Annotated in this window: 18 protein-coding genes, 1 tRNA gene and 1 riboswitch; of the genes, 7 read left to right on the top strand and 12 right to left on the bottom strand. The window is 46.4% G+C overall.

Going from position 1 to position 21,429, the window contains the following annotated elements; translation table 11 throughout:
- Positions 1-11 precede the first annotated feature (11 nt).
- Positions 12-1,778 (top strand): gamma-glutamyltransferase, encoded by a 1,767-nt coding sequence (gene ggt / locus R7O12_RS20805; RefSeq protein ID WP_318105993.1) that lies wholly within the window; start codon positions 12-14, stop codon positions 1,776-1,778.
- Between the two features lie 982 nt (positions 1,779-2,760).
- Here ggt and uvrD read toward each other — a convergent pair.
- Complete coding sequence (gene uvrD / locus R7O12_RS20800; RefSeq protein ID WP_005378778.1) at positions 2,761-4,935, bottom strand: DNA helicase II; 2,175 nt, start codon at positions 4,933-4,935, stop codon at positions 2,761-2,763.
- 281 nt (positions 4,936-5,216) lie between these two features.
- Here uvrD and R7O12_RS20795 point away from each other — a divergent pair, with 281 nt between their 5' ends.
- From R7O12_RS20795 to R7O12_RS20780, 4 genes are all read left to right on the top strand, one after another.
- On the top strand, positions 5,217-5,477 hold the full coding sequence (locus tag R7O12_RS20795) for a DUF2282 domain-containing protein (protein WP_005378779.1): 261 nt from the start codon (positions 5,217-5,219) through the stop codon (positions 5,475-5,477).
- 99 nt (positions 5,478-5,576) lie between these two features.
- Complete coding sequence (locus R7O12_RS20790) at positions 5,577-6,449, top strand: DUF692 domain-containing protein (protein ID WP_054579631.1); 873 nt, start codon at positions 5,577-5,579, stop codon at positions 6,447-6,449.
- On the top strand, positions 6,446-7,204 hold the full coding sequence (locus R7O12_RS20785; RefSeq protein WP_054579630.1) for a DNA-binding domain-containing protein: 759 nt from the start codon (positions 6,446-6,448) through the stop codon (positions 7,202-7,204). The genes R7O12_RS20790 and R7O12_RS20785 overlap by 4 nt, the downstream gene beginning before the upstream one ends.
- A gap of 10 nt (positions 7,205-7,214) precedes the next feature.
- The gene (locus R7O12_RS20780; protein WP_213965898.1) at positions 7,215-7,670 is read left to right on the top strand and encodes a DoxX family protein; all 456 of its coding nucleotides are present in this window, start codon (positions 7,215-7,217) and stop codon (positions 7,668-7,670) included.
- A gap of 31 nt (positions 7,671-7,701) precedes the next feature.
- Here the strand turns inward: R7O12_RS20780 and R7O12_RS20775 are convergent, their stop codons facing one another.
- Positions 7,702-7,983: a hypothetical protein gene (locus tag R7O12_RS20775; RefSeq protein ID WP_005378786.1), complete on the bottom strand. Its 282-nt coding sequence runs from the start codon at positions 7,981-7,983 to the stop codon at positions 7,702-7,704.
- A gap of 91 nt (positions 7,984-8,074) precedes the next feature.
- Positions 8,075-9,268, bottom strand: coding sequence for a multidrug effflux MFS transporter (locus R7O12_RS20770; protein ID WP_005382927.1), 1,194 nt, complete (start codon positions 9,266-9,268; stop codon positions 8,075-8,077).
- Positions 9,269-9,375: 107 nt separating this feature from the next.
- Here R7O12_RS20770 and R7O12_RS20765 point away from each other — a divergent pair, with 107 nt between their 5' ends.
- Complete coding sequence (locus R7O12_RS20765) at positions 9,376-10,317, top strand: LysR family transcriptional regulator (protein ID WP_005378791.1); 942 nt, start codon at positions 9,376-9,378, stop codon at positions 10,315-10,317.
- A gap of 203 nt (positions 10,318-10,520) precedes the next feature.
- Positions 10,521-12,311 (top strand): aminopeptidase P family protein, encoded by a 1,791-nt coding sequence (locus tag R7O12_RS20760; protein ID WP_033907323.1) that lies wholly within the window; start codon positions 10,521-10,523, stop codon positions 12,309-12,311.
- A gap of 122 nt (positions 12,312-12,433) precedes the next feature.
- On the opposite strand, the gene thiH is transcribed toward R7O12_RS20760, so the two are convergent.
- The 9 genes from thiH to R7O12_RS20715 form a co-directional block, all read right to left on the bottom strand.
- On the bottom strand, positions 12,434-13,546 hold the full coding sequence (gene thiH / locus R7O12_RS20755) for a 2-iminoacetate synthase ThiH (RefSeq protein ID WP_213961384.1): 1,113 nt from the start codon (positions 13,544-13,546) through the stop codon (positions 12,434-12,436).
- A gap of 34 nt (positions 13,547-13,580) precedes the next feature.
- The gene (locus R7O12_RS20750) at positions 13,581-14,348 is read right to left on the bottom strand and encodes a thiazole synthase (RefSeq protein WP_017633515.1); all 768 of its coding nucleotides are present in this window, start codon (positions 14,346-14,348) and stop codon (positions 13,581-13,583) included.
- A gap of 5 nt (positions 14,349-14,353) precedes the next feature.
- Positions 14,354-14,608, bottom strand: coding sequence for a sulfur carrier protein ThiS (gene thiS / locus R7O12_RS20745; RefSeq protein ID WP_005378804.1), 255 nt, complete (start codon positions 14,606-14,608; stop codon positions 14,354-14,356).
- A 38-nt stretch (positions 14,609-14,646) separates the two neighbouring features.
- Positions 14,647-15,420 (bottom strand): HesA/MoeB/ThiF family protein, encoded by a 774-nt coding sequence (locus tag R7O12_RS20740; protein WP_318126327.1) that lies wholly within the window; start codon positions 15,418-15,420, stop codon positions 14,647-14,649.
- Positions 15,407-16,822, bottom strand: a complete 1,416-nt coding sequence (locus R7O12_RS20735) for a thiamine phosphate synthase (protein WP_318126326.1) — start codon at positions 16,820-16,822, stop codon at positions 15,407-15,409. Before R7O12_RS20735 ends, R7O12_RS20740 begins: the two co-directional genes overlap by 14 nt.
- Positions 16,822-18,762, bottom strand: a complete 1,941-nt coding sequence (thiC, locus tag R7O12_RS20730; RefSeq protein ID WP_318126325.1) for a phosphomethylpyrimidine synthase ThiC — start codon at positions 18,760-18,762, stop codon at positions 16,822-16,824. Before thiC ends, R7O12_RS20735 begins: the two co-directional genes overlap by 1 nt.
- 163 nt (positions 18,763-18,925) lie before the next feature.
- Positions 18,926-19,024, bottom strand: a riboswitch (TPP riboswitch).
- Positions 19,025-19,084: 60 nt separating this feature from the next.
- Positions 19,085-19,468 (bottom strand): fluoride efflux transporter CrcB, encoded by a 384-nt coding sequence (crcB, locus tag R7O12_RS20725; protein ID WP_005378811.1) that lies wholly within the window; start codon positions 19,466-19,468, stop codon positions 19,085-19,087.
- A 123-nt stretch (positions 19,469-19,591) separates the two neighbouring features.
- Positions 19,592-20,974 (bottom strand): multicopper oxidase family protein, encoded by a 1,383-nt coding sequence (locus tag R7O12_RS20720; protein WP_318126323.1) that lies wholly within the window; start codon positions 20,972-20,974, stop codon positions 19,592-19,594.
- A gap of 244 nt (positions 20,975-21,218) precedes the next feature.
- Positions 21,219-21,295 (bottom strand) — tRNA-Trp (locus R7O12_RS20715).
- Positions 21,296-21,429: the final 134 nt, after the last annotated feature.

Here is a 21,429-nt window from a genome sequence, read left to right as displayed (position 1 = left end):
GGAGAGTCATCATGCATTGGACGTTCAACCGACTCGTGACCACGGGTCTTTTTCTTACTTCCCCACTCGTCTTATCTACCCCAACCTTTGCTAACCAAGCAGCAGATGCGGTTGCGCCGGAGCACAGCACTGGCTTCGAGCAAAAACAACTGGTCAAAGCGAAAGATTATATGGTTACCGCTGCTAACCCAATTGCAACCCAAACTGGTGCGGATGTTATTGCCCAAGGTGGTAATGCTATTGATGCTATGGTTGCCGTGCAGCTGATGCTGGGCTTGGTAGAACCGCAATCATCAGGTATTGGTGGTGGCGCCTTCTTAGTTTATTGGGACAGTGAGAAACAAAAACTGACTACGTATGATGGACGCGAAACCGCACCGCTCGCCGCGACGCCGAAACTCTTTTTAGACGAAAAAGGACAACCCCTACAATTTTACGATGCGGTTGTCGGCGGGCGCTCCGTTGCCACTCCTGGTACAGTGAAACTGCTGTGGGACACGCACCAGAAATACGGCAAGTTGGAATGGAAAAAGATCATCCAACCCGTAATTACCTTGGCTGAACAAGGTTTCGAAGTTAGTCCTCGCCTCGCGAGTCTGATTGAAAAAGATGCCAAGCGCCTATCTCGCTTCCCTGCGACTAAGGCTTACTTCTTCAATCCAGATGGCTCACCAAAAGCCGAAGGCACGTTGTTGAAGAACCCTGAATACGCGCAAACTCTGACGGCAATTGCAGAGCAAGGGGCAAAAGCTTTCTATCAAGGCGATATCGCCACAGACATCATCAAGACAGTACAGAATGCACCGGGCAATCCTGGCGTATTGGCACAACCTGACTTTGATGCGTTCCAAATCAAGCAACGTGAACCGGTTTGTGCGGCTTACCAAAGCTATGACATCTGCGGCATGGGACCACCTAGCTCTGGCGCATTGACGGTTGGACAGATTCTCGCGATCACCGAGCAATACGATCTTAAAGGTTGGGGAGCCGAAAGCGCGAAATCATGGCAAGTGATCGCTGATGCATCGCGCCTTGCATTCGCAGATCGTGGTAAATACATGGCTGACCATGATTATGTGCCAATGCCAACCGAAGGCTTGCTTGATAAAGATTATCTCAAACAACGTGCTGAGCTCATTCAAGTCGGTAAAGCCTTGAGTAAGGCTGAAGCCGGTAATCCTCCTTGGTCGCACGCCATGGACTTAAGCATGGACCAATCGATCGAGTTGCCTTCCACCAGCCATTTCAATATCGTCGATAAGCAAGGCAATGTGGTTTCAATGACAACAACCATCGAGAACGCCTTTGGCTCACGCTTGATGGTGCGTGGCTTCTTGCTCAATAACGAACTGACCGATTTCTCTTTCCGCACGCATCAAGATGGTGTGCCAATCGCGAACCGCTTAGAACCGGGAAAACGCCCACGCTCCTCCATGGCACCGACCATTATGATGAAGGATGACAAACCTTACATGGCAATTGGCTCACCGGGTGGCAGCCGCATTATTGGTTACGTCGCACAAGCCATTATCGCCCACACGCAATGGGATATGGACATCCAGAGCGCGATTAATCAGCCACGATTGCTGAACCGTTTTGGCACCTTAGATATTGAGCAAGGTACCGCCGCAGAGGGCTTACAGCCTGCTCTGGAGAAGATGGGTTTTAAAACCGATGTTCGGGATTTGAACTCTGGTCTGCATGCGATACGCATAACAAAAGACGGTCTTGAAGGCGCTGCGGATCCAAGACGTGAAGGTGCCGCTATCGGGCAGTAAGAGTCTTTCGCTCGACCCCTTGTGCGAGATCTCTCACAAAGGGTTGAGCAAACCTCTCTTTTTTAATGGTAAAACCGTACAGCAAAGATCATAAGCCATTGAATTTAATACTCATGTATCTTTTTTGAACGCTAAGAGAGTTAAAAAATGTGAGATTAGCCCGTTGTTGGAAATCGTTAAACACGTAATATTGAACCTGTCGGAAGGATGCAGACACGGAACAGGAAACACCACGGACTTGGTGAACTTCAGGAAGAAGAAACGGTTATTCAGGATGAATAGTCGGGCATGGATTGCAAAATTGGACATTGAACGGAATCAATAGTGACTAGGATGGTTGCTACTAAGGACGGGAAATGGACACCTCTGGACGAGGCAAGGATTTGAACATCAGGATGATGTCAGGGACACCGCTCAGGGAACAAGTGATGAGAGCTAACGAGGATAGTTAGCAGACCAGGATAAGGTCATTAAGGACACCGCTAGGAAGGCGACGTAAGGATTAAGCTGACGGATTCAGCACACTATCATGGATTAGATGCATGGAGCACTCTTAGTAGCCGGATTGCTGCGAGTAAGACTATAACCCCGATGGGCGCAAGCCCTCGGGGTTTTTCTTTGCCTAAAGTTTTTCTCAGTAGATCTGCTGAAAACAGGCATTCACCCACAACGCCCACCTTTCACTTCAAACGGCATCGTTAAGTCGCGCTTTTGTACTCCATTTATCATTCCATTTTTTACTGCGTTAGCGACACCAAAACTGCACAAACAAAAAGAGCCGCCGAAGCAGCTCTTAAGTTGATGATACCAATCACAGTAAATAAGTGATCAGAAATAGCGTAGGGAAAATGCTTGAGAACAAGGCGCAATTTTTCGATAAGTAGTTATTCTACAATCAAAAATTGCAACGCAGTTATCGAGTATTTTAACAAGCTAGAATGACCAGTTATTTACTACGATTGGTATGAGTTTTGGTCAAACCTTACAGTTTCTCTAGTCGTGCGTAAGCAGTTACCAACCATTTGATGCCTTCACCGTTAAAGGCAATCTGTACACGGCTCTGTGGACCACTGCCTTCGAAGTTGATGATGGTGCCTTCACCAAACTTTGGATGCATCACACGAGAACCTAGCGTAAAGCCGGTTTCATTAAAGCTCTCTTTCACAACAGTTTGGCTAAATCGACCACTGCTTGAAGGACGGCTAACTTGCGCCTTCATTCGTACTTCATCTAAACAAGTTTCTGGCAGTTCACGGATAAAGCGAGACGGTTTATGGTATTTATCCTGACCGTACAAACGACGCATTTCAGCATAAGTGATGTACAGTTTCTGCATTGCACGGGTCATGCCTACGTAACACAGACGGCGTTCTTCTTCTAAGCGCCCTGCTTCTTCTGCCGACATTTGGCTTGGGAACATGCCTTCTTCCACACCGACCATAAACACCAATGGGAACTCTAGACCTTTCGCACTGTGTAATGTCATGAGCTGAACCGCATCTTCAAATTCGTCCGCTTGTCCTTCGCCCGCTTCTAGTGCTGCGTGGGTTAGGAATGCCGTCAGCAGTGACATGTCTTCGGCTTCTTCTGGTTTCTCGAATTGGCGAGTTGCGGTCACCAATTCCTCCAAGTTCTCAATACGTGCCTTAGACTTTTCACCCTTCTCTTGCTCGTACATCGCGAACAAGCCCGAGTATTTAATTACATGGTCAGTTTGGTGATGCAGCGGCATCTCTAAGGTGTCGTCTTCTAGCGCGGTGACAAGCTCGATAAAACGGCTCAGAGCACCAGCAGCGCGACCAGCAAGCACCTTCTCGTCCAACATTGCCACGCTCGCTTCCCACATAGTGCAACCACGGTCACGAGCCGCAAAACGGATGGTTTCAAGCGTCTTATCACCCAAACCACGCGTTGGCGTATTCACCACACGTTCAAACGCCGCATCATCGTTACGGTTGGCAATCAGACGCATGTAGCTCAAGGCATCTTTGATTTCCTGACGTTCGAAGAATCGCATGCCGCCGTAGATACGGTAAGGCAGACCGGCTTGAATTAACGCTTCTTCCAGAACACGCGACTGGGCGTTGTTACGGTAAAGCATCGCAGCGTCATTCAGAGCACCGCCCTTGTCTTGCCACTCTTTGATTTTGTTCACCGCAAAACGGGCTTCATCTAATTCGTTGTAAGCGCTGTAAACCGAGATAGGCTCACCGACCACGCCATCCGTCCACAACTCTTTACCCATACGCTCGGTGTTATTCGCAATCAGGGTGTTAGATGCTTCCAGAATGGTCTTAGTGGAACGGTAGTTTTGCTCAAGACGAATGGTATTCACGCTTGGGAATTCGAGCGTAAACTTCTCAATGTTCTCGACTTTTGCACCACGCCAACCATAAATCGACTGGTCGTCATCACCTACGATCATCACGTGACACTCAGGACCCGCCATCATACGTAGCCAAGCATATTGAATGTTGTTGGTATCTTGGAACTCATCCACCAAGATATGCTTAAAGCGTGCTTGGTAGTGTTCACGGACGAACTTGTTATCACGCAGTAGCTCATGTGCGCGCAGCAAGATTTCCGCAAAATCGACTAAACCAGCACGATCACACGCTTCTTGGTAAGCGGTGTACAACTGTAGATATGTCTTGGTTACTGGATCATGGTACGCATCAATGTGCGACGGGCGCAGACCTTCGTCTTTCTTACCGTTAATCCACCATGCCACTTGGCGTGCCGGCCACTGCTTCTCATCGAGGTTTTGCGCTTTAATCAAACGCTTTAGTAGACGCTGTTGGTCGTCACTGTCAATGATTTGGAAATCTTCCGGTAGCTTCGCATCAAGATAGTGTGCACGCAGAATACGGTGACAAATGCCGTGGAAAGTACCATTCCACATACCGCCTGCACTGCCCATCATTAGCTCTTCGATACGTCCACGCATCTCTGCCGCCGCCTTATTGGTAAAGGTTACCGACATAATTGAAAACGGAGAAGCTTGCTCGACCGACATCAGCCAAGCGATACGGTGAACAAGAACGCGTGTCTTACCACTTCCTGCGCCAGCAAGAACGAGCAAGTTTTCTAGAGGTGCTGCAACGGCTTCACGTTGTTTATCGTTCAAACCGTCGAGTAATAGAGATGGATCCATCATGATGAGAGCTACTGGTTATTTATACATAAAAACCGATTATAACCTAAACAACCGGGTGCTGTTTAGACAAAACTTGATAAAAAAATCGATGTTTTTTTACCCAACACATCAATTAGTTATACCTATTTAACCCTACAAACCCATTTGCTTCAGAAATTTTTCTGAAAGTTTTTTAGCCAGTTTCCTATCTTTTAAGTTAAGCAAGTTGATAACAAAAACGCCAAAACAGGCGATTCATCTTGCCAACTTAAAGTAAAGGAAATCATTCAGAGGAATTTATTATGAAAAAGTCGAATCTAGCTGTTACTGCTGCTGTTACTGGTCTTCTAGCTCTTGGTGGCACAATGCTAACTGCAGCTCCAGCTGTCGCTGCTGAAAAAGAAAAGTGCTATGGCGTTTCTAAAGCAGGTAAAAACGACTGTGCAACAAAAAGCAGCTCATGCGCTGGTACTTCTAAAGAGGATAACCAAAAAGACGCATTCGTAGTCGTACCAAAAGGTCTTTGTGACAAACTCGCTGGCGGTAGCACTTCTTCTTCATAATCTTTTATCGCTAGCTATTGTGAGGATGCGTTGACGCTCAACCAACGCAAAGCCAAGACGCATCCTTCTCTTCCCGCACGATTTGAAAAGGAGTTTCACGTGAAACACCACACCTTCCACGACCTTGTTGGAGTTGGATTAAGAACCCCTCACCTCGATTACTTTAGCCAATCCCAGCCTGAGTTGTCTTGGTTAGAAATCCACAGTGAAAACTATTTCCAACCCAATGCAACAGAGCGCCATCAGCTACAAACGCTTCGCGAGCAATATCAAATTAGCTGCCACGGTATTGGTTTGTCGCTAGGTTCGGTGGAACGTGTTAGTCAAAAGCATCTTGCGCAACTTAAATCACTGATTGACTCAATCGACCCAATTCTTGTTTCTGACCATTTAAGTTGGAGTGAAAACGGCGGTCACTACTTTAATGACCTGCTTCCACTTCCGTATACGGAAGAAGCGCTCAACGTGTTCACTCGTAACGTGAATGAAGTGCAGGAATATTTGCAACGCGAGATCTTGATAGAGAACCCATCTAGTTATGTGAAGTTTCAACATTCGACCATCAGCGAATGGGAGTTTCTTACCGAAGTGCAAAAGCGCACTGACTGTCGTTTATTGCTCGATTTAAACAATGTTTATGTTTCAGCGTTCAACCACGGTTTTGATTGCGACACATACCTAGATGCGATTCCAGCCGACAAAGTGGATGAGATTCACTTGGCAGGTTTTACCATTAAACAACTCGACAAAGGTGAGATATGGATTGATACCCATAGCCGCCCAGTTAGCGATGAAGTTTGGCAGTTGTTTTCACAGTGGACAAAAAAACACGGTCCACGTCATACGTTGATTGAATGGGATTTGGATATCCCCGCGCCAGAAGTCTTGCTCGAAGAAGCGCAGAAAGCATCGCAACTGCTGTTGCAAGGCACACTTCCAAGTGAACAAAGCGAACCAAGGAAGGCATCATGAATCTAGCCACCTTACAAAGCCAGTTTGCTAAAGCCCTGCACTATCAAGCGCTCGGTGAAGACTGCGATATTGCCAGTGATACGTTTACCGCTGATGAACGCATACAAATTTACCGCAATAACTTTATCGTCAGCTTAAGCGAAGTGTTGTCCGCGACCTACCCGATGGTTGAAGCGCTGCTTGGTGAAGAATGCTTTGAACAGATAGCTCGCCAGCATGTTCTTTCTTACCCATTAGAAGAAGGAAATGTGGTGCATTATGGCGAAGGCTTTCAAGACACCATCATGCAGTTTAGTCAGGTGATCGCACAAGCACCTTACAGCCCTGAAGTCGCACGCTTCGAGTGGCATATCGACCTAGCTCGTCAAGCACAGTATGAACAGTCCAATGCAGCAGAATTAAAACCGCTTGCGTTACTTGGCGAAGTGAGTGAAGAGCAACAACCCGCTTTAGTCTTACACCTTAAAAAGGGCTGCCGCAGCTTTGACTCCAACTACGCAGTATTCGATCTATTTAGCGCGATTCAAACTGGGCAATTCGAACAACTTAATATCAACCAATTACAGCAAGGTGTCATATCGATTCAAGCCAATGGAGAAGCCTTGTGTCACGCACTCGATGCCGATGTGTTCCAACTGCTGCAATGTTTAGAGCAGAAGCAGAGTTTGAGCGAAATACCTGAAGTTTTACTCGCTCATCTCAATCGCATCATGGCACTCGATATTGTTGACGGCTTTACATTGCAATCAATCTAAGGAGCACTCTATGACGGATACGGTTAAAAACTTAGTGAATCGGTACGATGATTTAATCAGTGCCTTACAAGCAGGCTTTGTCCCTTTACTACTTCTCTTTTGTCGCTTTTGGGTTGCTTGGGTGTTCTTCAATTCAGGACTAATCAAAATCTCGTCTTGGGATAGCACGTTGTACTTATTTGAGCTGGAATACCAAGTGCCAATACTGCCATGGGAATTGGCGGCTTATTTAGGTACGGCTGCGGAGTTGGTTCTACCGGTGTTCTTGGCACTAGGATTGATTACCCGCCCGATGGCAGCAATTCTGTTTGTGTTCAACATCATCGCAGTGATCTCTTACCCACTGTTGTGGGAGAAAGGTTTTTATGACCACCAACTTTGGGGATTGATGATTCTTATCGTAATCGTATGGGGGCCAGGACCGCTGTCTTTGGACCACATCCTGAAAAAGAAAATGACGAGCTAAAAAAATCCCCGCATCATGCGGGGATTTTTTATTATTTATTCAAGTAAGCCAGTAGCTCTTCTGCTGAGATACCTTGCTGAGCGAGGTCTTTTGCCATCTGCTCGACTTGTTCATCTTTGCGTGACTCAATCACTTGCTGAAATTGGTACACGATATCACGCAAAATTGGCAGAGGTACTTGTTTAGCCGCACTACGAATACGCTCGGAGCTTTGATTACCCAGCTCATTAAGCAACTTGCCAAACATCACCTTTTCTGGTGAATCTTCCATTTGCTCTAGAATACGAGCCATTTCATACGTGGTTAACGACATTACTTTTTGAGTTCCGTTATGGTGTCAGGAAAAGTCTGAGTGACAAATATACACGCCTTACTTACATTGGAAAATACTAAATTACACTGATTTACGCTTTCGCAAAGCTCGAGTGCCAGTTCTTCCCTGCTTTTGTAAACAGAACGACCAACGCAGGTAATAGGACCCACATATGAATTGCAATCAAGGTTTGCGGATCCAGAGATAAGCGTTGCAGCGTACCCACCAACAAACCAGAGCCACTCATTTGGAACAATCCAAGCAGTGCAGCTGCCGTGCCCGCCTTATCACCAAACGGTTCTAACGCTTTCCCTGCCGCTGCACCCAGAATGAATGCAAAACCTACAGAAGACATGAAGATAGGTAGCATGAAAGAAAGCGCGGTATTCTGACCATTCATCACTAGCATGATCACACCAGCGAGACCCAGAGTTGAGATCCCGGTGACCAAGGTGTTGTGAGTTCCAACGCGCTCCATAAACTTAGGCGCCAGCATACATGCCGCAATGTTTATCACCGCATTTACACCAAACCAGAAAGTGAATTCATTCATCGACAGCCCCATCCCCGTCATCAATACCGACGGTGCTGAGGTAACGTAAGCAAGAATAACCGCCATCGCCATCAAGCATAATGACGCATGGAAAACAAAAGATGGTGTGCTAAGCACTGCCCAATACCGACTAAGCTTAAACACGGCTTGCTTTTCTGTTGACGGGTTAGTCTCTTTCATCATGAAAAACATCAATGATCCAGACACCACAGCAAAACCCGCCATAAAGCTAAAGTTAGCACGCCAGTCAAATTGCTGAGTTAACCAGCTACCTAGAATTGGAGCTAAAGCAGGAATGAAACAAATCGCACCGTTAAGGTAGCTGATCATTTTGCCGCTTTTTTCCGGGCCAAAGATATCGCGAACTGTTGCAAAGGCTGCTACCGATGTCGCACACGCACCTAAGCCTTGTAGCAGTCGGGAAACCAACATCCACTCAATATTTTGAGCACTCCACGCCAATAAAGCGCTCATCGCGTAAATGGTGATACCGCCCAATGCAACAGTTCGACGTCCGAGTTTATCTGCTAAGGGACCTGCGAATAGCTGACCAACACCCATAGCAAATAAGAACCAAGTGATCGTGTCTTGTGCTAGCGCATTATCGACCTGAAAAGTGGAAGCAATAAGAGGTAAAGCAGGTAGATAAATATCAATCGCTAAAGGACTGAAAAGAACCAAAAGGGTCAATAACGCCATCTGTTTTTTACTATTAGAAAACTGGCTAGACACACAACACTCCGAATTGGATAAAGAACTTTGGGTAAAGCTTAATCATCTGATGATATGAATGGAAATGATGTATAATCATGAGCATTATTCCTCAGAGGAAATTCACTGTGAACGTCGAAAAACTGGCTCGTATCGATTTAAATCTATTGGTCTGCTTTAAAGTGCTGATTGAAGAGTTAAATGTTACTCGTGCGGCCCACCGATTGTGCTTAAGCCAATCCGCCGTAAGTAAATCACTGGCTAAACTGCGCATTCAATTTGATGACCCGCTTTTCACTCGAAACTCACATGGATTAACACCTACGCCGCGCGCATTGTTTCTTAAACCGAAACTGGATCTGTTGATAAATCAGTTAGAAGTGCTGACTCAACCCGAAGAGTTTTCTCCGCAAAGCAGCGAATACCGTTTTCAAATAGCAGCGGTAGAGAGTGTCTACCCTCTCATTCTACCCCATTTCTTACCGGCGATTTTTCAACAAGCACCTGGCGTGACAATCAGCACACACCCGTGGTCGGATAATACATTTAAAATGCTTCAACGCGGCGAACTGGATTTAGGCCTAACTGGAAAAGATATCGATATAAACGATGCCAAGCTGACTCTTCAACCACCCGATGACATTTGCGAGTTGGAAATTTATCGTGATTACCAAATGTGCATCATTCGCAAAAACCATCCTGCGCTAAAACAACCTTGGAATCTGGAAGCCTATCTCGCCCTACGCCATGTACAAGTACGCTGTGATGGCAACGACCGTTGGTTGCTGGATTATCGCCTTGCAGATATTGGCGCCGACCGCGATATTGCCGTCACCGTGCCCGACTTTAACAGTGCCGCAAGTTTATGTTCATACACCGACTTTATCTTTACTGCGCCAAGTCATTTTGTGCAACTTGCGGCCAAACAGCTTGATTTGGTCGTGCTGCCACTACCGTTAGAATTCCCACCTATGGCTTACACTTTATTCTGGCACCGAGATAGAGAAAACGACCCTGCATTAGGCTGGCTACGTACGATGATCACACAAAAAACCGATCACCTTAGATAAAAACACCGCACTCAATTTGCGCTTAGCGGCTAAAATGAGTAGCTTAACTGTCGTAGTCCTTTTTGGCTCATCTATGGCCTAGTTGTACTCCGACTCTATTGAAGTGATTGCGAACCTCAATGGAATCGTAAACTGCATGAAGCAGATGGAAACAGCTCCCACACCTGAGCATGAAGGAGCGGTAATTTGAAGGAATAACACAGATGCACAACGATACCCAAAGCCGCGTGAATGCAATTCGCGAATGGCTAGCACAACATAATATTGATGCCCTACTTGTCCCACATGAAGACGAGTACTTGGGCGAATACGTACCAGCGCACAACGAGCGTTTACATTGGCTAACTGGCTTTACTGGTTCTGCTGGTGCTGCGGTAATCACCAAAGACAAAGCCGCTATCTTTGTTGATGGTCGCTACACAGTACAAGTAACAAAGCAGGTTCCTGCTGATCTATTCGAATACCGTCACTTGATTGAAGAGCCTGCACTAGATTGGATTAAAGACCATCTTGCAAATGACGCGTCTGTGGCAATCGACCCTCGCATGCACAACTCTGCTTGGCTAGACATGGCACAAGCAAAACTTGCAGGTACCCTTGAGCTTAAGATTCTCGATAGCAACCCAATTGATGAACTGTGGCACGACCGCCCTGCTCCTGTGGTTTCTGATGTTCGCCTAATGGCAACAGAAACAGTTGGACAATCAAGTGAAAGCAAACGCCAAGAAATCGCAGAGCTCGTGAAAAAAGCCGGTGCAGACAGCGCAGTGATCACAGCACTTGATTCTATCTGTTGGTTGCTCAACGTTCGTGGTCTAGATGTCTCACGTCTACCAGTTCTTCTTTCTCACGCGATTCTGCACTCAGACTCAAGCGTGGAATACTTCCTAGATCCTGCTCGCCTACCTGCTGAGTTTGACGCTCATGTTGGTGCCGGCGTGACGGTTCATCACCCAGAAGCATTGCAAGCACGACTAGAAAACCTAACTGGCAAGAATGTACTGGTTGACCCTGCGACAAGTAACGCGTGGTTTAAGCTGGTTCTACAAAACGCTGGCGCATCTGTGGTGAGTAAAGCTGATCCATGCCTAATGCCAAAAGCAGCAAAGAACGCTGTTGAAATCGCAGGCATGAAAGCATGTCATATCCGTGATGGCGTAGCGATGAGTAAGTTCCTTTCTTGGTTAGATGCTGAAGTCGTTGCGGGTAACCTGCATGATGAAGCGACGCTGGCAGACAAACTGGAAGCGTTCCGCAGCGAAGACCCGACACTTATGGATCTTAGCTTCGATACTATCTCGGCAGCAGGTGGCAACGCGGCGATGTGTCACTATAATCACGAGAACCAACCTGAACCTGGCAAGCTAGAACTGAACACACTTTACCTAGTGGATTCAGGCGGTCAGTACCTAGATGGCACGACAGACATCACGCGTACCATCGCGATCGGTCAGCCTTCACAAGAGATGATTAAACAATTCACTCTCGCGCTAAAAGGCCACATCGGTGTTGCACGTGCACGTTTCCCGAAAGGCACACGTGGTTACCAAATCGATACGCTAGCTCGTCAGCACCTGTGGGCGGAGGGCTACGATTACGATCACGGTACTGGTCACGGTGTTGGTCACTTCCTAAGTGTTCATGAAGGTCCAGCAAGCATTTCGAAGAAGCAAATCGACGTGCCTCTAACAGAAGGCATGGTGCTGTCCAACGAGCCAGGTTACTACCGTGCGGATGCGTTTGGTATCCGTATCGAGAACCTAGAGCTTGTTGTTGAAACCCCAACTAACGGTGACTTCCCTGTTCTGTCATTCGAGTCGCTAACACGCTGTCCAATCGACAAGCGCAACATCAATGTTGATATGCTAACTCGTCCAGAGCTTGCTTGGTTGAATGATTACCATCAGAAGGTATGGGATGAGATCAGCCCACTTGTTGAGGGTGATGTGAAAGAGTGGCTTCGTCAAGCAACGCTACCAGTAGCACACAGCTAGAAGCTAGAAGCTAGAAGCTAGAAGCTAGAAAAAAGTAGAGGGTTGATGTTTTGCATCAACCCTCTTTTCTTTACTTATGTTTCACGTGAAACATAACGATGACCAGTGTCTTTATTTGCTGATTAACCAGAATACGCCGAGTGCCAATCTCGCCATACAGGATCAAAGCCTTTGGCTCGAATCATATCTTCCACAGAACCAGCACTTCGCTCATCACTGATCTCAAACTGCTCGAGTTCAACATCATCCATCGCATAACCACCCGGCTGAGTTTTAGATGCAGCAGACATACTGGTGATACCTAACGGTAATGCATTGTCTCTGAACTTTGGTGATTCACGAGTCGATAATGACAACTCCACTTCTGGATTCAACAAGCGATAAGCGCAGATCAACTGCACAAGCTGTTTATCCGTCATGACTGATTTGGGTTGGAGCGCGCCCTTACAAGGACGTAAACGTGGGAAAGAAATTGAGTAACGAGTCTGCCAATATGTGCGCTCAAGATAGTCCAAGTGCGCTGCCACATAAAAACAATCTGTTCGCCACTCTTCCAACCCTATTAAAGCACCAATACCGATCTTATCGATGCCCGCCTTTGCAAGACGATCGGGTGTATCCAATCGGTATTCGAAATCCATCTTATTGCCACGCAAATGGTGCTCGGCGTAAGTCGAAGGGTGATACGTTTCTTGATAGACCATCACCGCATCCAAACCCAATGTCTTGAGCTCAGCGTATTCGTCTTGATCAAGTGGCTGTACTTCCATCGCTAAATAGTTAAAGCGCTTCTTAATCATCGGCACCATTTCGCGGAAGTATTTCATGCCCACTTTGGTTTCGTGTTCGCCAGTCACCAGCAATACGCTATCAAACTTCATGCGCTTGATTGCTTCGACCTCTGCAACCACTTCGTCCCGATTCAAGGTACGACGCTTGATTCTATTCTCCATCGAGAAGCCACAATAAGTACAAGCATTGGCACACAAGTTAGAAAGGTACAATGGAATGTAAAGCGACATGGTATTACCAAAGCGCTTACGAGTTGCCGAATATGACAGCTGCGCCATTTGCTCTAAGTACGCTTCAGCCGCTGGTGAAATTAGCGCTTTAAAGTCTTCCAAATCACGCTTGGGTTTATTCAATGCTCGCTCGACGTCTTTTGCCGTTTTCGCATAGATAGACATCGAAATGTCATCCCAATTAAGCTGCTTAAATTGTTCAACGAAGCTCATGTTTTCCTCGCTTAATAGCTAAACCAATCTAGGACTAAAGCTCATCTAGGAATGACGTCAGTGGACTCGACGCAACCGCATGAGAAACCTTACCTGCAAGTCCGGCTTCATAAGCCATACGCCCCGACTCTACCGCCAACTTAAATGCTTTCGCCATCGCAACGGGATCGCTCGAAGTCGCAATCGCGGTATTAACTAGCACGGCATCCGCGCCCATTTCCATCGCACGCGCGGCATGTGAAGGAGCACCAATACCCGCATCAACAATGACAGGAACATTAGCTTGGTCGATGATGATCTCTAGGAAATCGTGAGAAACTATCCCTTTGTTGGAACCAATCGGAGCACCCAATGGCATGACAGCAGCGCAGCCAACCTCTTCCAATCGTTTACACAGAACCGGGTCAGCATGACAGTAAGGAAGGACAATGAAGCCTTCACGAACCAGCTGTTCAGCGGCTGCAAGTGTCTCAATTGGATCGGGCATCAAGTACTTCGGGTCTGGATGAATTTCCAGTTTTAGCCAGTTAGTACCCAACGCTTCTCGCGCCAGTTGTGCAGCAAACACAGCATCTTTAGCATTCTTTGCACCTGAGGTGTTCGGCAATAAGTTCACGCCCGCTTGTACTAACGGCAGCAAAATATCGTCTTGTTGGTCGTTCACATCCACACGCTTCAACGCCATGGTCGCAAGTTGAGAACCCGATACTTGAATCGCTTCTGCCATTAATCGGCTGTTGGCAAACTTCCCTGTTCCCGTGAACAGTCTTGATTCGAATTGTTTATCACCAATTTTAAGCATCGACTTTACCCCCCTGCGATCGCTTGAAACAAAGAGATGCTATCTCCCTGTGAAAGAACTGTGCTAGCCCACTCACTGCGTGGCACAACATTGTTATTAATTGCAAAAACACAGCCCATTTCAGGCAGCGCAAATTGACTAATGATTTGCTGTAGATTCGACTCACTGGCAACTTGATGTGACTGGTCATTGATGACAATAGTGATCACATCTAAGTCAGCAGCGGTCATTTGTGTTGTTTGTTGTTCTGATAACGTCATTGCTTCCAACTCTCTTAATTCTGCCTATTACTCGTAAGCTAAATCTGAGCACACACTTGGCACTGTTTGTCTTTGCTTATTGCCATGGTTTGCCATTGCAGTTTCAACCCATCAAACAGATGCAACTTGGCAGTCTCGACATGAAACTTTCCCGTCGCCAGTTTTTGAATTGCCGCTATCGCTTGGTAGTTGCCAAGTGTGCCCACCACCGGACCGACGACACCACTCTCACTGCACTTTTGCGTTTGCGGTAATTCGTCGAACGGATACAAACAGCGGTAACAGGCTTTACTCTGCGCTTCTTGTTCACTTGGTGTTTGGTAATCAAAGACTGCGAATTGCCCTTGCCAACCAATTGCTGCCGCCGAGATGAGCGGCGTATTTTGCTCGAAACAAACTCGGTTAATTAGCTGGCGCGTTGGCATGTTATCGGTGCAGTCGAGCACCACATCCGCTAGCATCACCTCAAGCTGCAACTGTGCTTTGTCTAGTCGCTTATTGAGGGCACGAATTTGAACCATAGAATTGAGGTCAGTGAGCTGTTTTACAGTTGCTTCTGTTTTCGCAACTTGAAGGTCTTGTTCACGATAAATGATCTGGCGTTGCAGGTTACTGCTATCAACTTCATCGTTATCGACCACAACCAATTTACCAACACCCGCTGATGCCAAGTACAAACTCGCAGCACTTCCTAACCCACCACAACCGATGATCAGCACATGCGATTTGCTCAAGCGCTCTTGCCCAACTTCGGCAATTTCAGGCAGAGCGACTTGGCGCTGATAGCGAAGGAACTGCTTATCCGTGAGCATGCTCACCTCTCTTGCTATGCGCCAACTCAATATTCTTATCAGTAAACGTTAGCTGTCTTTCCTTCATCAGTTGTGCGAAGAACTCGATGACCGATTGAGGTGATTCTGCCAACGTAATAGCTCGCACAACTGCCAAACTAGAAACACCTGTTTGCCAAACTTGGGCTGCATTAGATTGGTCAATACCACCAATCGCAACCGTCGGAAAGCCAAGCACATTGTCACTAACTGCTTTGTCTTTTGAAGGACGGAAAGCAGCCTCTGTGTTTGTATAAGGAATGCTATCAATCAGCTTTTGATACAGTTCCAAGCGCACTAAACCTTGTGGTTTCGATGGCATTTGTTTTGTGGTGGTTGGGAAAATATGCCCTAGCGCGATGTAGCTAGGATGAATTTGTACGATGCGCAGTAGTTCGTAATAACCATGAGTAGAAAGACCAAGACGAATACCGGCTTTAGTTAGCTGAGCCAAATTCGATTCTTCTATGTCTTCTTGTCCTAGGTGAACGCCATAAGCGCCATGCTTGATTGCCAACTGCCAATAGTCATTGATGAACACTTGTGCTTGATACTGACGACCTAGCTCAATTGCTCGAATGATCTGTTGTTCTAAATCGGCTTGTTGTGGGTTCTTGATTCGCAGTTGAATAGTGTTGATGCCTAGTGGCAGTAGACGCTCAATCCAAGCAACATCATCAACGACTGGATAGAGCCCTAGACTTTGCTTGGTTAGAGTTGGAAAGCTAACGCTTTCGCCTTGTGCAGACCAACCAACTTGAATACCTAGTCGGTTATCCTCCAGTACAGGTGTGGGGAAATCATCAAATTGGTCAGCCCACTGAGTAGATCTTTCCTCGTTAAGGTTGTCATTCAACAGTGTTTCACGTGAAACATTCGCTTGTTGAGTTAGCATTCCTCGAGCAAGTGTTAACGCATCTTCGATAGGAAAATCGAGTACTGTCAGCGTTACTATCCAAGCAAGGTGATGTTCAGGATCGAACATTGCGTTGAATTTGGACTTAACGGAAAGCGCTCTCACTTCGTTGTTAATTGGGTGACGCCAGATATCAAGCTGAAGCACTTTCTCCTTTTCATCGGATACCTGCGTATCAGCAATGCCAATATAAATCGCTTTCGACGGTTGCTTAGCACACGCTTCTACCGATAACGCAGAGCGGTAATAGAGCACAAATGAAGTCTCATGCTCAGAGTCATAACCATCAGTAAGATCTGTCGTTATGCGTGTGGTCTGTTGGTCGCGAACAAGCTGAATAGATTGAGTTGGGCTCACACCCAACTCAATGTCTTCGATGCTAAAACCCTGTTCTTTCGCCAACAACAAACATTGCTGAACTAAACCAGTCAGTTCAATCAATGATGACGGAATAAGGATTTTGCTCATTAGTCACTTACCTCGGCATGTGCTGCTGGGTGGTATAGTTCAGAACCTGTATCTCTAAATTCTTGCGATTTCTGACGCATCCCCTCAAGAGGATCATCCAGCATTTTGATCGATATAGCTTGGTCCGCAGCAACTTGCTCAGTGTCTTTCGCATACTCTCGTACCTCTTGCGAGATCTTCATCGAGCAGAACTTTGGTCCACACATCGAACAGAAGTGAGCAACTTTGCCGGACTCTTGAGGCAAGGTTTCATCATGGAAAGCACGAGCAGTATCTGGGTCGAGCGACAAGTTAAATTGGTCTTCCCAGCGGAACTCGAAGCGAGCTTTAGACAGCGCGTTATCACGAACTTGAGCGCCAGGGTGCCCTTTCGCTAAATCAGCGGCGTGTGCAGCAAGCTTGTAAGTGATCATGCCTACTTTCACGTCTTCTTTGTTTGGTAAGCCAAGATGCTCTTTAGGAGTGACGTAGCAAAGCATCGCACAGCCATACCAGCCAATCATGGCAGCGCCAATACCTGAAGTAATATGGTCGTAACCTGGAGCAACGTCTGTCGTCAATGGGCCAAGGGTATAGAAAGGAGCTTCATGGCAGTGCTCTAACTGTTCTTCCATGTTCTCTTTGATCATGTGCATTGGAACATGACCAGGACCTTCGATAATCACCTGTACGTCGTATTCCCACGCTATCTTGGTTAACTCACCAAGGGTACGAAGCTCTGCAAATTGCGCTTCGTCGTTAGCATCGGCCACCGAGCCAGGACGCAGACCATCACCGAGAGAAAGTGCCACATCATACTTAGCACAGATTTCACAGATCTCTAGGAAGTGGGTATATAAGAAGCTTTCTTGGTGATGCGCTAAACACCATTTCGCGATGATAGAACCACCACGAGAGACGATGCCAGTAACGCGTTTTGCAGTCATTGGCACATAACGAAGTAGTAAACCGGCATGGATAGTAAAGTAGTCAACGCCCTGCTCTGCTTGCTCAATCAGGGTATCGCGCATCACTTCCCAGTTAAGGTTTTCCGCAACACCATTCACTTTCTCAAGCGCTTGATACATTGGTACGGTACCGATCGGAACCGGACTGTTACGTAGAATCCACTCGCGAGTTTCGTGGATGTTACGTCCAGTAGAGAGATCCATAACGGTATCGCCACCCCAGCGCGTTGCCCATACTAACTTCTCTACTTCTTCCTCAATCGAAGAAGTGACCGATGAGTTACCGATGTTGGCGTTCACTTTGACCAAAAAGTTACGTCCAATGATCATTGGTTCGGATTCTGGGTGGTTAATATTGGAAGGGATAATAGCGCGACCTTCGGCGACTTCTTTACGCACGAATTCGGCGGTAATATCTTTTGGTAGGTTCGCTCCGAAGTTTTGACCCGGATGCTGTTGATTCAGCACTTCATCGCGATACTTGGCACGCCCCATGTTTTCACGCAGCGCGATGTATTCCATTTCTGGGGTAATAATACCTTTGCGAGCATAGTGCAATTGGGTCACACAATGGCCATCTTTGGCACGTCGAATACGTGGTAGATTACCGTAACGAAGATCGTCTAGTGTTTCGTCTTCTAAGCGTTCTTTGGTGTACACCGAGCTTACTTCATCAAGTAGCTCAGTATCGGCACGCTCTTCAATCCACCCTTCTCTCAGCTTAGGTAAGCCGCTATAGAGGTCTATGGTGTGCTCTGGATCTGTGTATACACCCGAGGTATCGTAAACGCGTACTGGCTCATTAGGTTCGAAAATAGGCGCTTCTTTTGTGCCTCCAATAAGGCTATCAGCGAGTGATATTTCACGCATTGGCACACGAATATCTGGACGTGAACCTTCTACGTAGACTTTGCTTGAATTGGGGTACGGTTGTACCGAGAGTGTATCAATGAACTGTTTTGCTTCCAGTCTCGCTTGTTTGCGACTCGACATAGCATTTTTCCTTGCTTTGTTATACTAGATAAAAAGTAATTGGATAAAAATGCTTGGCGGATAGATGCGACAAGAGGAGTCAAATTAAGGCTAGTTAAAGCTTACGATATTTGCCTGTAAAAACATTCGACTTTTGATAGGTCAACCAGAAAGAACTCCGGTGTGAATATCTTCTCTTGTTCCCTTCGCAGATTCTAATCTGATCAGGTTCAACGGATCCCGAATTAACGGTCTCAGCCTTATGGCACTCCGACAAGTGATATCAGTATATAAAAACGGCTTGGTGAAACCAAGCCGACCTGTTCAATTTTTAACTACTTTGCTAGCTGCGCATCAATAATTGAAAGCCTATCCACGCAGCTGAAATACTTAACACGACATTCAACAATACGTTCAATCCCATCTTAAAGAAAGCGCCCTGCTGCATGAGCAACACATTATCCATCGAGAAGGTGGAAAACGTCGTTAGTGCGCCTAAAAAACCCAAGCCAATCACTTGTCGCCAAGGTTCCGTTGCCAAAAGTTCATTATCGAAAGCTGCTATCAATAAGCCCATCATAAATGAGCCAACAACGTTAACGGTTAACGTACCATATGGAAAACCACGCCCCAATAAAATGACACAAAGTTCAGAAATTAAGTAACGAGAACATGCACCAAATGCACCACCCAATGCAATAAAACCCAAAACGGATAGTTGTCCCATAATTCCCCCAGAAAAGTTAATGGCGACATTGTAATCAAATTTACGGCAATAGTGATTATACAATCTTAGAATTCAGCAAAGTATAGCGCTTAAAACTTATCAAGATTTTAAAAGTTACAGGAGTCACTTTACTTCGATGTAACCCATCAAACCCGTCTTCATATGTTCAATTACATGACAATGGTACATCCAACGCCCTGGGTTATCTGCAACAAATGCCGCTTTCGCACTGCCGTTTTTTCCAAGTAAGACCGTATCGGTATGAAACGGTTCGTCGAGTTTTTTGCCATCTAACTCAAGAACCGTAAATGTGTGTCCATGAAGATGAATAGGATGATGATATTGGGTGACGTTCTTTAGGTTGAAGATATAGGTTTTTCCAATCTCCAATGTTGAAAGCGGCGCTGGAATATTATCTTTGCTCATTCCCTCCCAAGCCCGTTTGTTCATCAGCCAGAATTGGGGGATCGCTTTGCCCGATTGATCAGCAGGAGTGATCGCCCCCTCCCACTCAAACACATAATCGATTTGCTCTGCATTTTTCAAATCGAGATCTGGCACAGGGTTGAGAGGTAATAAAGGCAGTTTCTGGTTGTTCGACAGGTCAGACTCAACAACGTCAAACTCGCACAAAGGGAATGGGAAGCGTCCTTTCATTTGACGCACATAAACACGTGTTCCAGCCTTCGGAGCAATCAATCCGATATCTAACCTCATTCCCGGACCAATTTTTTGCTGAGTGAGCTTATAAGGCGCTTTAACAGGATTACCATCAATAGCAATAACCCAAGCCTCTGCACCTTCAATAGCGATCGGGTAAGTAATGGTATTATCGACATTAGCAATTCTTAATCGCGTAGTGGCATTCTGCTTCAGCGTATAAACAGGTTCATGCACACCATTGACGCTACTCCACTCTCCGGGAGTCCCCATACGAGCGCTCAAGCGCGGCACCATAAGGTTCTTCCACTGACCTAGTTTGTCTAAATGCCAATGCTTGAGGACGACTTCATGCTCTTCATCAAACTGAACCGGCTCTGCCTCTTCAACGACAATTAGCCCGACTAAGCCCATACCAAGCTGCTTCACACTATTCATATGTGGGTGATACCAAAATGTGCCCGCATCTGGTGGTGTAAATTCATAAACGAATGTTTCACCTGGCATGATAGGCTGCTGGCTCAAGAAAGGGACACCATCCATTTCAATAGGGATTCGCAAGCCATGCCAGTGGATTGTAGTCGGCTCTGAAAGCTTGTTAGTAAACCGAATTATAACTTTCTCGCCTTGGCGACAACGAATCACAGGCGCTGGAATCGAACCATTAAATGCGAGTACGTCTGTGTTAAACCCAGGGACCAATTCTGCAGTAGAAGGTTCTGCAGTGATATCGTATATATATTGCCCCTGCTTATTAGTGCTCCTAGATAGAGAACATGCAGGTAGAACGGCAAGCGCGGAGATTGCTAAGGATGATTGAAGAAAGCGTCGACGAGATATATCCATACATAGTTACTCATTAATCCAGATCGGTTGAGTGTAACTAAATATAAATAGTGATTCCCCTTTATTATTAAAATTTCGGGCCACTGATCATTACAGCTAACTGTAGTTTCGTTCGTTCAGTAGATTAAATGCAGCCAAAGTACAGCAGAAAGCCATACTTACGGGATAAGAGTAGAAATAAGCTATAATAATGAGAAGAAACCAGATACAAAAAAGGCTCTGACCTAAGTCAGAGCCTGATATATGGCAGGGGTGGAGAGATTCGAACTCCCAACACGCGGATTTGGAATCCGCTGCTCTGCCAATTGGAGCTACACCCCTATAGAATTTTCATATTCTAGATTTGACAAAACCTCGCATAAGCGAGGTTGTCGATATTAAGTGGCGGAGTGGACGGGACTCGAACCCGCGACCCCCGGCGTGACAGGCCGGTATTCTAACCAACTGAACTACCA

Source organism: Vibrio sp. Vb1574 (assembly GCF_033338675.1).
The sequence above is the reverse complement of the archived record's forward strand: the minus strand, read 5'-3'. Positions and strand labels throughout refer to the sequence as shown.

Bases quoted from the DNA above. Each gene is read 5' to 3' on its own strand.
- ggt (WP_318105993.1), top strand. From the start codon at position 12: ATGCATTGGACGTTCAACCGACTCGTGACCACGGGTCTTTTTCTTACT.
- uvrD (WP_005378778.1), bottom strand. From the start codon at position 4,935: ATGATGGATCCATCTCTATTACTCGACGGTTTGAACGATAAACAACGT.
- R7O12_RS20795 (WP_005378779.1), top strand. From the start codon at position 5,217: ATGAAAAAGTCGAATCTAGCTGTTACTGCTGCTGTTACTGGTCTTCTA.
- R7O12_RS20785 (WP_054579630.1), top strand. From the start codon at position 6,446: ATGAATCTAGCCACCTTACAAAGCCAGTTTGCTAAAGCCCTGCACTAT.
- R7O12_RS20780 (WP_213965898.1), top strand. From the start codon at position 7,215: ATGACGGATACGGTTAAAAACTTAGTGAATCGGTACGATGATTTAATC.
- R7O12_RS20775 (WP_005378786.1), bottom strand. From the start codon at position 7,983: ATGTCGTTAACCACGTATGAAATGGCTCGTATTCTAGAGCAAATGGAA.
- R7O12_RS20760 (WP_033907323.1), top strand. From the start codon at position 10,521: ATGCACAACGATACCCAAAGCCGCGTGAATGCAATTCGCGAATGGCTA.
- thiH (WP_213961384.1), bottom strand. From the start codon at position 13,546: ATGAGCTTCGTTGAACAATTTAAGCAGCTTAATTGGGATGACATTTCG.
- R7O12_RS20750 (WP_017633515.1), bottom strand. From the start codon at position 14,348: ATGCTTAAAATTGGTGATAAACAATTCGAATCAAGACTGTTCACGGGA.
- thiS (WP_005378804.1), bottom strand. From the start codon at position 14,608: ATGACGTTATCAGAACAACAAACAACACAAATGACCGCTGCTGACTTA.
- R7O12_RS20740 (WP_318126327.1), bottom strand. From the start codon at position 15,420: ATGCTCACGGATAAGCAGTTCCTTCGCTATCAGCGCCAAGTCGCTCTG.
- R7O12_RS20735 (WP_318126326.1), bottom strand. From the start codon at position 16,822: ATGAGCAAAATCCTTATTCCGTCATCATTGATTGAACTGACTGGTTTA.
- thiC (WP_318126325.1), bottom strand. From the start codon at position 18,762: ATGTCGAGTCGCAAACAAGCGAGACTGGAAGCAAAACAGTTCATTGAT.
- crcB (WP_005378811.1), bottom strand. From the start codon at position 19,468: ATGGGACAACTATCCGTTTTGGGTTTTATTGCATTGGGTGGTGCATTT.
- R7O12_RS20720 (WP_318126323.1), bottom strand. From the start codon at position 20,974: ATGGATATATCTCGTCGACGCTTTCTTCAATCATCCTTAGCAATCTCC.